The following is a 12,979-nucleotide window of genomic DNA, read 5'->3' as shown; positions in this document are numbered from 1 at the left end:
GGGAGGGCCGCTATTCTGCTATTTGTAGACCGGCAGCAGATCGAAGGTCGAAAGAAGATGGATGGCCGCGTTGCCGACGCCGAACACCAGAATCAGCGCAATCATCGGCTTACCGCCCCAGACCCGGAACTTAGGGCTGCCAAAGCGTTTACGGGAAGCTCTGGCCAACAGCGCCGGAACAATCGCTGCCCAAATCGTTGCCGCCAGCCCGGCATAACCAATCGCGTACAGGAAGCCGTTTGGCCACAGCAGGCCACCCACAATCGGCGGCAGGAAAGTCAGCAGCGCCGTTTTCAGACGACCCAGAGCGGAATCATCAAAGCCAAACAGATCGGCCAGGTAGTCAAACAGGCCCAGAGTCACACCGAGAAACGAACTTGCTACCGCAAAGTTAGAGAACACCACCAGCAGTAAATCCAGGCTACGGCTGTTCAGCACGCCGCTGAGCGCCTGTACCAGAACATCAATATTCCCGCCTTTTTCCGCAATGCCGATAAACTCCGGACGAGGAATGTTGCCCATCGTCCCAAGCAGCCAGATGGCGTACAGCACCAGCGCGAGCAGCGTACCGTATACCAGGCAGCGGATGATGGTGCGCGGATCTTTGCCGTAGTATTTCATCAGGCTCGGCACGTTGCCGTGGTAGCCAAACGAGGCAAGGCAGAACGGCAGCGTCATCAGCAGATAAGGGGTGTAGGAAGCGTTGCTCTCGGCGACGTTAAACAGCGTAACCGGGGTAACGTGCCCAAGCAGGCTGCCAAAAGTCAGGAAGAAGGTGATGACCTTGGCGCCCAGCACAATAGCAGTCATCCGGCTTACCGCTTTAGTGCTTAGCCAGACAATAAACGCCACCGCCAGAGCAAACACCAGACCGGCAAGCCGCGCCGGTACATCAAGCGACATTTCTGCAAAAGTGTGGTGCAAGATAGAGCCGCTGGCCGAGATGTAGGCGTAGGTCAGAATATAGAGGACAAACGCAATCGACAGGCCGTTTACCGCATTCCAGCTTCTGCCAAGCAGGTCTTTGGTAATGGTGTCGAAGCTGGAGCCGATGCGGTAGTTAAGGTTCGCTTCGAGGATCATCAGCCCGGAATGCAACATGCAGAACCAGGTGAAAACCAGCGCCGCCAGCGACCAGAAGAACCAGGCACCCGACATAACCACGGGTAACGAAAACATCCCTGCGCCGATGATAGTCCCACCGATGATCATCACGCCGCCGATAAGCGAGGGCCTGGTGCCGGTGGTGGTTAAAGTTGTCATATCGGGTTCCCTGAAAAATGAGGTGAAGCGTAATGAAGTTGTCTGACGCGGCTCATTGTACCAGTACATGAGTACAAAAGGGATAAAAAAAAGCCCCGGTCCCAATAACCAGGGCTTTTTCACTGCCGCTCAGAAACAGAGCGGCAGATTATAGGTCAATTATGCATCACCGAAGCGACGACGTGCGGTTGCCGCACCGTCTTCACGACGTGGACCGCGACCGCCTTCACGACGTTCGCCGCTGAAGCTACGACCCGCGCCAGCACCGGCACCAGCGCCATCGCGACGTGGACCACGGCCACCTTCACGACGCTCACCGCCGAAGCTACGGCCGCCTTCACGAGCAGGACCGCCACGGCGTTCACCGCTGCGCTCAGGACGTGGCTGCGCATCGCCCAGCAGCTGCATATTCATCGGTTTGTTGAGAATACGAGTGCGGGTAAAGTGCTGCAGAACTTCACCCGGCATGCCTTTCGGCAGCTCGATGGTGGAGTGGGTGCCGAACAGCTTGATGTTACCGATGTAGCGGCTGCTGATATCGCCTTCGTTAGCGATAGCGCCAACGATGTGACGAACTTCAACGCCGTCATCACGGCCAACTTCGATGCGGTACAGTTCCATATCGCCAGCTTCACGACGTTCACGACGCGGACGGTCTTCACCACCACGCTCCGGACGGTCGCCGCGCGGGCCGCGATCGTTACGGTCGCCGCGACGTTCGAAACGATCGTCACGTTCTTTGAACTCGCGACGTGGGCGCATCGGTGCATCCGGTGGCAGGATAAGCGGACGCTCACCCTGAGCCATTTTCAGCAGAGCTGCGGCCAGCGTTTCGATGTCCAGTTCTTCTTCAGAAGAAGGCTGAATTTTTGCCAGCAGCGCGCGGTACTGATCCAGATCGCTGCTTTCCAGCTGCTGCTGAACTTTAGCGGCGAATTTAGCCAGGCGACGTTCGCTCAGCAGTTCTGCGTTTGGCAGCTCTACTTCAGGAATAGTCAGCTTCATGGTGCGCTCGATGTTGCGCAGCAGGCGGCGTTCACGGTTCTCAACGAACAGCAGCGCACGGCCAGCACGACCAGCACGACCGGTACGACCGATACGGTGAACGTAAGACTCGGAGTCCATCGGGATGTCGTAGTTAACAACCAGGCTGATACGCTCAACGTCCAGGCCACGAGCCGCAACGTCGGTTGCGATCAGGATGTCCAGACGACCATCTTTCAGGCGCTCCAGAGTCTGCTCACGCAGGGCCTGGTTCATGTCGCCGTTCAGCGCGGCGCTGTTGTAACCGCTACGCTCCAGCGCTTCGGCCACTTCCAGAGTCGCGTTTTTGGTACGCACGAAGATAATCGCCGCATCAAAGTCTTCCGCTTCCAGGAAACGAACCAGCGCTTCATTTTTACGCATGCCGTAAACAGACCAGAAGCTCTGGCTGATGTCCGGACGAGTAGTTACGCTTGACTGAATGCGCACTTCCTGAGGATCTTTCATGAAGCGACGGGTAATGCGACGGATAGCTTCCGGCATGGTTGCTGAGAACAGCGCGGTCTGATGTTCAGCCGGGATCTGCGCCATGATGGTTTCAACGTCTTCGATGAAGCCCATACGCAGCATTTCATCCGCTTCGTCCAGTACCAGACCTTTCAGGCCGGACAGGTTCAGGGTGCCGCGTTTCAGGTGGTCCAGCAGACGACCCGGAGTACCGACAACAATCTGTGGCCCCTGACGCAGAGCGCGCAGCTGCACGTCATAACGCTGGCCGCCGTACAGGGCCACGACGTTAACGCCATGCATATGTTTAGAGAAATCCGTCATGGCTTCTGCAACCTGAACCGCCAGTTCGCGGGTCGGCGCCAGCACCAGGATTTGCGGTGCTTTAAGCTCAGGATCGAGGTTGTTCAGCAGCGGTAAAGAGAACGCTGCGGTTTTACCGCTACCGGTCTGAGCCATGCCCAGAACGTCGCGGCCATTCAGCAGGTGTGGAATACACTCTGCCTGAATGGGTGATGGCTTTTCGTAGCCCAGATCGTTCAGGGCCTGAATGATGGAGGCGTGCAGCCCCAGATCAGAAAAAGTGGTTTCGATGATATCAGTCATGTAGTACATGTGCCTCATTGATGGCGGCCAGTCTACGTAACTCATCGTGAAATTGATCTGCAATTTTCATTGAAAAGTGTGAACCGGCTCAAATTTGATTGATTAACGAACAAAAACGCCCTCACCCGTTAAGGTGATGACTTTAGTTAAAAAGTTTATGGGACGATCGTTGTTCGTCAGCTATTGCTGGTCCGATTCTGCCAGGTCGTCTTGCTCCTGGCCCAAGAGCGCTAATTCCAACAATGCATAACGGTGCTCAACGTAGTTGTGTACGTTGTTAGCAACCGCTAACTTGAACAGTGCCTTGGCGCTGTCCTTATCCCCCAGACTTAGGTAGTACTTACCTAAATAGAAGTTGGTTTCACTGAGATGCTCAGCGAGCGAGGTGTTATCCGTTGCGTCCGCCTTGAGGCGTTCCATTAGCTCTTTTTCGCTAATGTTGCCCAGGTAGAACTCGACAATGTTCCATCCCCATTGCTCTCTATCCGATTTCTCGAGACGCTGTTGTAGCGCCACTTTGGCCTGCTTTTCGTCCAGATTGCGTTCAGCAATATAGAGCCACAGGCTACGGAAAGGATCGTTGGGATCGTCTTGATAAAACGCCAGCAGATCATCTTGCGCTAAACGATAACGACCACCGTAATAGAGGGCGATACCGCGATTTAAATGCGCGTAGTTGTAAGTTGGATCAAGCTCAAGTACAGAATCAAACGCTTCATAGGCAGCATCAAAATTGCCTGCCTGCGTTAAATAAATGCCTAAGTAATTGAATACTTCAGGCATATCGGGACGGATGGCCAGCGCTTGTGAAAAATCATTCCGCGCCAAAGCCCTCAGACCGAGACTATCATACAACACTCCGCGCTCATATAAAAGCTGTGCGCGTTCGTCATCGGTTAAAGCCCGACTGGCAAGTATTTGTTCCATGCGTGCCAGAATCACTTCTTGCTGCAACGTAGGCTGCAGTGGCACCGCTAATACTTCGTTCTTACGCCAGGCAGAGTTGCTGCATCCGGCCAGCGTGATAGCTGTCGCAACGAAACACCAGCGCAAAAAAGGCTTCATTTCCTACTCCCGAAGACAACAAATGGATGAACGTCCTGTCCCCCGGCTGCAAACGAGACATCCGGTCCCGTAACAAACAGCTCTCCATGTTTCCATGGAGAGCTAAATTGGCAAACCTTACTCAGCTTCTGGAGCAGCCGGTGCTGCGCCTTCCGCCGGAGACTGCTCGGTTGCTTCTTTGATGCTTAAACGAACGCGGCCCTGACGGTCAACTTCCAGTACTTTCACCGGAACTTCCTGACCCATCTGCAGGTAGTCAGTCACTTTCTCAACGCGCTTGTCAGCGATTTGAGAGATGTGAACCAGACCTTCTTTACCGCCGCCGATAGCAACGAACGCGCCGAAGTCAACGATACGGGTTACTTTACCGTTGTAGATGCGGCCCACTTCGATTTCAGCAGTGATCTCTTCGATACGACGAATAGCGTGTTTCGCTTTGTCGCCGTCGGTAGCAGCGATTTTCACCGTGCCGTCGTCTTCGATTTCGATGGTAGTGCCGGTCTCTTCGGTCAGCGCACGAATCACAGAACCACCCTTACCGATCACGTCTTTGATCTTGTCCGGGTTGATTTTGATGGTGTGAATACGCGGTGCGAATTCAGAGATATCGCCACGCGGTGCGTTGATAGCCTGTTCCATTACGCCCAGGATATGCAGACGCGCACCCTTAGCCTGGTTCAGAGCAACCTGCATGATTTCGCGGGTGATGCCTTCAATTTTGATATCCATCTGCAGCGCAGAGATACCTTCGCGGCTACCGGCAACTTTGAAGTCCATGTCGCCCAAGTGATCTTCGTCACCCAGAATGTCGGACAGAACAACGAAGTTATCGCCTTCTTTCACCAGACCCATCGCGATGCCCGCAACGGCCGCTTTAATCGGCACGCCTGCGTCCATCAGTGCCAGAGAAGCACCACACACGGAAGCCATAGAAGAAGAACCGTTAGATTCGGTGATTTCAGAAACCACACGCACGGTATACGGGAAGTTGTCAGCTTCTGGCATAACAGCCAGCACGCCGCGCTTCGCCAGACGGCCGTGACCAATTTCACGACGCTTCGGAGAACCTACCATACCGGTCTCACCAACGGAGTACGGAGGGAAGTTGTAGTGGAACAGGAAGCTGTCGGTACGCTCGCCCATCAGCTCGTCCAGGTTCTGCGCGTCACGGGCAGTACCCAGAGTCGCGGTGACCAGCGCCTGAGTTTCACCGCGGGTGAACAGAGCGGAACCGTGGGTACGCGGCAGTACGCCGGTACGAACGTCCAGACCACGAATCATGTCTTTTTCACGGCCATCAATACGCAGCTCGCCAGCCAGAATACGGCTACGAACAACGTTTTTCTCGATAGCGTGCAGAATGTCAGACAGCTCGCCTGCGTCCAGAGACTCGTCTTCTGCGGTCAGGGTTGCGATAACGTCAGCTTTGATGACGTCAACCTGAGCATAACGCTCTTGTTTCTCAGTGATGCGGTAAGCATCGCTCAGACGGGATTCAGCCAGAGCGGCAACGCGCGCGTTCAGCGCTTCGTTAACGGCTTCAGGCTGCCAATCCCAACGTGGTTTGCCCGCTTCAGCAACCAGAGAGTTGATGTTCTCGATAACAATCTGCTGCTGCTCGTGGCCAAAGACCACAGCGCCAAGCATCTGGTCTTCGCTCAGCAGTTCTGCTTCGGACTCAACCATCAGCACAGCACCTTCGGTACCGGCAACAACCAGATCCAGCTTGCTGGTTTTCAGCTCGTCAGCGGTTGGGTTCAGCACGTACTGGTCATTGATGTAACCAACACGAGCGGCACCGATTGGGCCGTTGAAAGGAATACCGGACAGGCTCAGCGCAGCAGATGCGCCAATCATTGCAACGATATCAGGGTGAACCTGTGGGTTAACGGAAACAACGGTCGCGATAACCTGAACTTCGTTCACGAAACCTTCCGGGAACAGAGGACGAACCGGGCGGTCAATCAGACGCGCGATCAGGGTTTCGCCTTCGCTTGGACGGCCTTCACGACGGAAGAAGCTACCCGGGATACGGCCAGCAGCGTAGGTACGCTCCTGATAGTTTACGGTCAGCGGGAAGAAGTCCTGGCCTGCTTTAGCTTTTTTCTGGCCAACGACGGTAACGAATACCGCGGTGTCATCCATGCTTACCATCACAGCAGCAGTAGCCTGGCGAGCCATCATGCCGGTCTCAAGAGTGACCGTATGTTGACCATACTGGAATTTACGAACGATCGGATTTAGCAAGATAAGATCCTTTAAAATGACGGGCAGCACGTGGCTTCACGCGCCGCCGTTGATACCCGATCTTCATCACATCCTCGCGACTAATGACAACCCTAACCCACTCTCCTGCGGGTAAAGCCTCTCATTAGCCGCGCGAACCTCTGCAATAAAGATCACACTCAGCAACAATACATTAGTTTCCATAGAATTGCTGCCGTCTGGTTGAAAAAAGGGGCCCTTACAGGCCCCTTTTTCTGAAACTCGCAAGAATTAGCGACGCAGACCCAGACGCTCGATCAGGCTGGTGTAACGTGCTACATCTTTACGTTTCAGGTAGTCGAGCAGTTTACGACGCTGAGAAACCATACGCAGCAGACCACGACGGCTGTGGTGATCTTTTTTGTGCTCTGCAAAGTGACCCTGCAGGTGGTTGATCTGAGCAGTCAGCAGTGCAACCTGAACTTCGGTAGAACCGCTGTCGTTAGTACCACGACCAAACTCGGAAACGATTTTAGCTTTAGCTTCAACGCTTAGAGACATTTTCAACTCCAAAATTATAGATAAATAAACAGGGTGCCGATCTCTAATTCAGCAACCCCAGTGCATAGCCAGACGAGGTTAAAAACCTTGTCCGGATATTAAGCCGCGCTATTTTACCTGTAGCGCTCTTTTACCGCAAGGTAGCGGCAAAAGTCAGACTGGATATTCGACCACTAAACGACGCGGCGCAACGCGACCATCATCGTCAATTTCGGCCATACCGATAAACTTGTGTTCTTCGCCTTCGGTTACCCGCACCAGCCCTTCGGCAGGCACGCCGTTAACCCGCACCGGCTGGCCGTTCTTAAAGTAGACGGCAACTTCGGACAGCAGGTTAACGACCGGAAAATCTGAGGCCGGGCTGTCCATTGGCATCAGCAGCGGGTCAAGGAGCTCTGAAGGCGCAATCTCCTGCCGGTGGGCCTGCTCAATCAGCTCATTGAGCTGCTCCAGCGTCACCATGCGCTCAACCGGGTACTTACTCACCGCCAGGCGACGCAGGAAAGTAACATGCGCCCCACAGCCCAGCTTTTCACCGAGATCGTCAATGATGGTACGGATGTAAGTGCCTTTGGAGCAGTGGACTTCAAGCTCCAGCTCATTGCCTTCATGGCGAATAAACAGCAGCTCATAAACCACGATAGCGCGCGACTCACGAGGGACTTCAATGCCCTGGCGAGCGTATTCGTAAAGCGGCTTGCCCTGGTATTTCAGCGCGGAATACATCGACGGGATCTGCTGAGTTTCACCGCGGAAACTTTCCAGCGCATCCGCCAGAGCCTGCTCGCTAAAGTTTACCGGACGCTCTTCAACTACCGTGCCGTCGGCATCGGACGTATCGGTACGCTGCCCGAGACGTGCAATCACCCGATAGCGTTTATCGGAGTCCAGCAGGTACTGAGAGAACTTTGTCGCCTCTCCCAGACAGATAGGCAACATGCCGGTAGCCAGCGGATCCAGCGCGCCGGTGTGACCCGCGCGGTTAGCGTTATAGAGGCGCTTTACTTTTTGCAGCGCGTCGTTAGAGGAAAGACCCTGAGGCTTATCCAGCAACAGCACGCCGTGTATATCACGACCGCGACGACGAGGACGACTCATCAATCCTCCTTGCTGTCGTCCGTATTCACGCGACGCTCGTCATCGTGACGGATGACATTGGAGACCAGGTTGGACATGCGCATCCCTTCAACCAGCGAGTTATCGTAGAAGAAGGTCAGTTCAGGCACGATGCGCAGACGCATAGCTTTGCCAACCAGAGTGCGGATGTAGCCGGAAGCGTCCTGAAGAACTTTGATGCCTTCTTTGATGGCGTCTTCGTCTTTATCGTTCAGGAAAGTCACGAACACTTTGGCATAGGCCAGGTCACGGGAGACTTCAACACCGGAAACGGTGGTCATCATGCCCAGACGCGGATCTTTGATTTCACGCTGCAGGATAATGGCAATTTCTTTTTGCAGTTCCTGAGAAACGCGCTGTGGGCGACCAAATTCTTTCGCCATAATAATTTCTCCAGACAAAACGGGGGGCACTTGGCCCCCCTGAAATAGTAGATGCGGTACGGCTATCAGGAGATGGTACGCTTGATCTCGATAATTTCGAAGACTTCGATCATATCGCCCACGCGCACGTCGTTGTAGTTCTTAACGCCGATACCACATTCCATGCCGTTACGGACTTCGCTGGCGTCATCTTTGAAGCGGCGCAGGGATTCCAGCTCGCCTTCATAGATAACCACGTTGTCACGCAGTACGCGGATTGGGTTATGACGTTTAACCACACCTTCGGTAACCATACAGCCAGCGATCGCGCCAAATTTAGGTGATTTAAACACATCACGTACTTCGGCCAGACCGAGGATCTGCTGTTTCAGTTCTGGTGACAGCATGCCGCTCATCGCAGCTTTAACTTCGTCAATCAGGTTATAGATGACGGAGTAGTAACGCAGATCCAAGCTTTCAGCTTCGATTACGCGACGAGCAGAAGCGTCGGCACGTACGTTGAAGCCAACCAGAATTGCGTTGGATGCCGCTGCCAGAGTCGCGTCGGTTTCAGTGATCCCGCCCACGCCAGAACCGATGATTTTAACTTTAACTTCATCAGTAGACAGTTTCAGCAGGGAGTCGCTGATAGCTTCCACAGAACCCTGAACGTCTGCTTTCAGCACGATGTTCACTTCGGACACTTCGCCTTCGGTCATGTTGGCGAACATGTTTTCCAGTTTGGATTTCTGCTGGCGAGCCAGTTTAACTTCGCGGAATTTACCCTGACGGTACAGAGCAACTTCACGGGCTTTCTTCTCGTCACGAACAACGGTAACTTCGTCACCCGCAGCCGGAACGCCGGACAGACCGAGGATCTCGACCGGAATAGATGGACCCGCTTCGGTCACTTCACGACCCAGTTCGTCACGCATCGCACGCACGCGGCCGTATTCGAAGCCACACAGTACGATATCGCCTTTGTTCAGCGTACCTTCACGTACCAGAACGGTAGCAACCGGACCACGACCTTTATCCAGGAAGGATTCGATAACTACGCCGCTTGCCATACCTTTACGCACGGCTTTCAGTTCCAGAACTTCGGCCTGCAGCAGGATTGCGTCCAGCAGCTCGTCGATACCGGTACCGGCTTTTGCAGATACGTGGATGAACTGGCTCTCGCCGCCCCACTCTTCCGGCATGATACCGTGCTGGGACAGTTCTTGCTTAACGCGGTCTGGATCGGCTTCTGGCTTATCGATTTTGTTAACCGCAACAACAACCGGCACCTGCGCCGCTTTTGCGTGCTGGATAGCTTCGATAGTCTGCGGCATCACGCCATCGTCGGCAGCAACAACCAGAACAACGATATCCGTTGCCTGAGCACCACGAGCACGCATAGAGGTAAACGCTGCGTGTCCCGGGGTATCCAGGAAGGTAACCATGCCGTTGTCGGTTTCTACGTGGTAAGCACCGATATGCTGGGTAATACCACCCGCTTCGCCGGAGGCCACTTTAGTAGAACGAATATAGTCGAGCAGAGACGTTTTACCGTGGTCAACGTGACCCATGATGGTCACAACCGGGGCGCGAGTTTCGGTCGCTGCACCGGTATCACGGTCGCTCATTACCGCTTCTTCCAGCTCGTTTTCACGACGCAGGATAACTTTGTGGCCCATCTCTTCAGCAACCAGCTGAGCTGTTTCCTGATCGATAACCTGGTTGATGGTCGCCATTGCGCCCAGTTTCATCATCGCTTTGATGACCTGAGAGCCTTTAACAGCCATTTTGTTAGCCAGTTCGGCTACGGTTACGGTTTCGCCGATTACGACGTCACGGTTAACCGCCTGAACAGGCTTGGTGAAGCCCTGTTGCAGAGAGCTTGGCTTACGCTTGCCTTTGCCACCGCGAACGGCTGCACGAGCCTCTTCACGATCGGCTTTAGACTCGCCGTGCTTACCGCCGGCTTTTTTCTGACGAGGTGCTTTTGCAGCAGTACGACCACGGCCGCGGCCGCCTTCTACTTCACGGTCGTTTTCGTCTTCAGCCTGGCGAGCGTGCTGAGAAGTGGTTACGTGGTAATCGGACTTATCGTCTTCCACTTTCTCTTTTTCCTGCTCTTCCCAAACTCCAGCGTTGGCTTCAGCCATTTTACGGGCCTCTTCTGCCACACGACGGGCGTCTTCTTCAAGTTTGCGACGGGCTTCTTCTTCAGCTTTACGCTTCAGTTCGGCAGCTTCCGCTTCACGGCGAGCTTTCTCGGCATGGGCGGCTTTCGTCATTTCGTCAGTTGGTTGATTGCTCACTTTGTCTTTTTCCGCAGCTTCACGTTTCGCTTTATCAGCGGCTTCGCGCTTAGCTTGTTCTTCAGCATCACGCTTAGCTTTTTCTTGTGCCTCACGTTTGGCAGCTTCCTCTGCCTCACGACGGGCTTGCTCTTCCGCTTCACGCTGCGCCTGTTCTTCCACTGCAAGGCGCTCGGCCTCTTGCGGATCACGTTTTACAAAGGTGCGCTTCTTGCGGACTTCGATTTGTACCGATTTACTTTTCCCACCGGTACCTGGAATGTTTAAAGTACTGCGCGTTTTGCGCTGTAAAGTCAACTTGTCTGGGCCTGAGCCATGTTCACGGTTCAGGTGGGCCAGCAGAGTTTGCTTCTCTTGCGCCGAAACAGAATCATCAGCAGACTTCGGGATCCCTGCATCAGCAAATTGCTGTACCAGGCGGTCCACGGAGGTCTGAATCTCTGCGGCCAGCGCTTTTACGGTTACATCTGTCATGCTGTTCCTTCCTGCTACAGTTTATTACGCTTCGCCGCCAAACCAGCAAATATTGCGCGCTGCCATAATCAGTTCGCCGGCTTTCTCGTCCGTTAAGCCTTCGATATCTGACAGGTCGTCAACACCTTGCTCAGCAAGGTCTTCCAGCGAGCTAACACCACGCGCGGCCAGTTTAAAGGCCATCTGGCGATCCAGACCTTCGAGACTCAGCAGATCCTCGGTAGGTTTCTTATCGCCGAGGCTCTCTTCCTGGGCCAGAGCCAGTGTGGTGAGCGCGTTTTTAGCGCGATCGCGTAATGCTTCCACGGTGTCTTCATCAAGGCCGTCGACTTCCAGCAGCTCTTTCATTGGCACATAGGCCAGTTCTTCGAGCGTGGAGAAGCCTTCTTCGACCAACACGGTGGCGAAATCCTCGTCAATATCGAGGTACTTGGTAAAGGTATCAATAGCCGCGTGCGCTTCAGCCTGATGTTTAGCCTGCAGGTCGTCAACGGTCATAACGTTGAGCTCCCAGCCGCTCAGCTGTGATGCCAGGCGAACGTTCTGACCGTTACGGCCGATGGCCTGCGCCAGATTGCCTGCCTCTACCGCGATATCCATCGTATGTTTGTCTTCATCGACAACGATGGATGCTACGTCGGCTGGTGCCATTGCGTTGATAACAAACTGCGCCGGATTATCGTCCCACAGCACGATATCAATACGCTCACCGCCTAACTCAGTAGAAACCGCCTGAACACGCGCACCACGCATACCTACGCAGGCGCCGACCGGATCGATGCGCTTGTCGTTGGTTTTAACGGCGATTTTGGCTCGGGAGCCAGGATCGCGTGCAGCGGCTTTAATTTCGATAACTTCTTCGCCGATTTCCGGCACTTCGATGCGGAACAGTTCGATCAGCATTTCCGGTTTGGAACGGCTAACAAACAGCTGCGCGCCGCGAGCTTCAGGACGCACGGCATAAAGAACGCCACGAATACGGTCGCCCGGACGGAAGTTCTCACGCGGAAGCATGTCTTCGCGCAGGATTACGGCTTCAGCATTGCTGCCGAGGTCGAGAGAGATATTGTCGCGGTTAACTTTCTTCACGACGCCGGTGATTATCTCACCTTCATGCTCACGGAACTGATCGACAACCATCGCGCGCTCGGCTTCGCGCACTTTCTGCACGATAACCTGCTTAGCGGTCTGGGTAGTGATACGGTCAAAGGTGACAGATTCAATCTGGTCTTCAACGTATTCACCGACGGTAAACGCCGGATCTTCGAACTGGGCAGCTTCGAGCGTAATTTCACGCGTAGGCTGGGTCACTTCTTCGACAATAACCCAACGACGGAAAGTATCGAAATCACCGCTTTTACGGTCAATTTCTACGCGGACGTCAATCTCTTGCTCGTATTTTTTCTTAGTCGCCGTTGCCAGTGCACTTTCCAGCGCCTCGAAAATTTTCTCGCGCGGCAGCGATTTTTCGTTGGAAACTGCTTCGACAACAGCCAAAATTTCTTTGTTCATCCTGGGTTTTCACCTCAA

Annotated in this window: 10 protein-coding genes; all 10 read right to left on the bottom strand. The window is 54.2% G+C overall.

The annotated features are described in order from the left end of the window. Window positions 1-18 precede the first annotated feature (18 nt). The 10 genes from mtr to nusA all read right to left on the bottom strand — a co-directional run bounded on the left by mtr (window position 19) and on the right by nusA (window position 12,961). Entirely contained in the window at window positions 19-1,263 is a 1,245-nt protein-coding gene (gene mtr, locus ACG1VR_RS02280; protein ID WP_395490111.1) for a tryptophan permease, read from the bottom strand. A 159-nt stretch (window positions 1,264-1,422) separates the two neighbouring features. After that, entirely contained in the window at window positions 1,423-3,360 is a 1,938-nt protein-coding gene (locus tag ACG1VR_RS02275) for a DEAD/DEAH family ATP-dependent RNA helicase (protein ID WP_039898857.1), read from the bottom strand. Then, window positions 3,353-3,430: a protein YrbN gene (gene yrbN, locus ACG1VR_RS02270; RefSeq protein ID WP_099458804.1), complete on the bottom strand. Its 78-nt coding sequence runs from the start codon at window positions 3,428-3,430 to the stop codon at window positions 3,353-3,355. The genes ACG1VR_RS02275 and yrbN overlap by 8 nt, the downstream gene beginning before the upstream one ends. 110 nt (window positions 3,431-3,540) lie before the next feature. Beyond that, window positions 3,541-4,425, bottom strand: coding sequence for a lipoprotein NlpI (gene nlpI / locus ACG1VR_RS02265; RefSeq protein WP_008454770.1), 885 nt, complete (start codon window positions 4,423-4,425; stop codon window positions 3,541-3,543). Between the two features lie 117 nt (window positions 4,426-4,542). Continuing rightward, window positions 4,543-6,672, bottom strand: coding sequence for a polyribonucleotide nucleotidyltransferase (gene pnp, locus ACG1VR_RS02260; RefSeq protein WP_039898858.1), 2,130 nt, complete (start codon window positions 6,670-6,672; stop codon window positions 4,543-4,545). Between the two features lie 249 nt (window positions 6,673-6,921). Further along, window positions 6,922-7,191 (bottom strand): 30S ribosomal protein S15, encoded by a 270-nt coding sequence (rpsO, locus tag ACG1VR_RS02255; RefSeq protein ID WP_002434239.1) that lies wholly within the window; start codon window positions 7,189-7,191, stop codon window positions 6,922-6,924. Between the two features lie 153 nt (window positions 7,192-7,344). Then, window positions 7,345-8,289, bottom strand: a complete 945-nt coding sequence (gene truB, locus ACG1VR_RS02250) for a tRNA pseudouridine(55) synthase TruB (protein WP_016538361.1) — start codon at window positions 8,287-8,289, stop codon at window positions 7,345-7,347. Beyond that, window positions 8,289-8,690 carry a 30S ribosome-binding factor RbfA gene (gene rbfA, locus ACG1VR_RS02245; RefSeq protein WP_008454782.1) on the bottom strand — a complete coding sequence of 134 codons (402 nt, stop codon included), beginning with the start codon at window positions 8,688-8,690 and terminating at the stop codon, window positions 8,289-8,291. Before rbfA ends, truB begins: the two co-directional genes overlap by 1 nt. A 65-nt stretch (window positions 8,691-8,755) precedes the next feature. Then, window positions 8,756-11,449, bottom strand: coding sequence for a translation initiation factor IF-2 (gene infB / locus ACG1VR_RS02240; RefSeq protein ID WP_016538363.1), 2,694 nt, complete (start codon window positions 11,447-11,449; stop codon window positions 8,756-8,758). A gap of 24 nt (window positions 11,450-11,473) precedes the next feature. Further along, a complete protein-coding gene (gene nusA, locus ACG1VR_RS02235) occupies window positions 11,474-12,961 on the bottom strand; it encodes a transcription termination factor NusA (protein ID WP_016538364.1) in 1,488 nt (495 codons plus the stop codon). Between the last annotated feature and the right edge of the window lie 18 nt (window positions 12,962-12,979).

Origin of the sequence: Cedecea davisae (assembly GCF_044095835.1) — a bacterium.
GTDB lineage: Bacteria > Pseudomonadota > Gammaproteobacteria > Enterobacterales > Enterobacteriaceae > Cedecea > Cedecea davisae.
This window is presented reverse-complemented; position numbering and strand designations above follow the sequence as displayed.

What these genes read in the sequence shown, in the direction of transcription:
- mtr (WP_395490111.1), bottom strand. Translation starts at nt 1,263, where the DNA reads ATGACAACTTTAACCACCACCGGCACCAGGCCCTCGCTTATCGGCGGC.
- ACG1VR_RS02275 (WP_039898857.1), bottom strand. Translation starts at nt 3,360, where the DNA reads ATGACTGATATCATCGAAACCACTTTTTCTGATCTGGGGCTGCACGCC.
- yrbN (WP_099458804.1), bottom strand. Translation starts at nt 3,430, where the DNA reads ATGAAAATTGCAGATCAATTTCACGATGAGTTACGTAGACTGGCCGCC.
- nlpI (WP_008454770.1), bottom strand. Translation starts at nt 4,425, where the DNA reads ATGAAGCCTTTTTTGCGCTGGTGTTTCGTTGCGACAGCTATCACGCTG.
- rpsO (WP_002434239.1), bottom strand. Translation starts at nt 7,191, where the DNA reads ATGTCTCTAAGCGTTGAAGCTAAAGCTAAAATCGTTTCCGAGTTTGGT.
- truB (WP_016538361.1), bottom strand. Translation starts at nt 8,289, where the DNA reads ATGAGTCGTCCTCGTCGTCGCGGTCGTGATATACACGGCGTGCTGTTG.
- rbfA (WP_008454782.1), bottom strand. Translation starts at nt 8,690, where the DNA reads ATGGCGAAAGAATTTGGTCGCCCACAGCGCGTTTCTCAGGAACTGCAA.
- infB (WP_016538363.1), bottom strand. Translation starts at nt 11,449, where the DNA reads ATGACAGATGTAACCGTAAAAGCGCTGGCCGCAGAGATTCAGACCTCC.
- nusA (WP_016538364.1), bottom strand. Translation starts at nt 12,961, where the DNA reads ATGAACAAAGAAATTTTGGCTGTTGTCGAAGCAGTTTCCAACGAAAAA.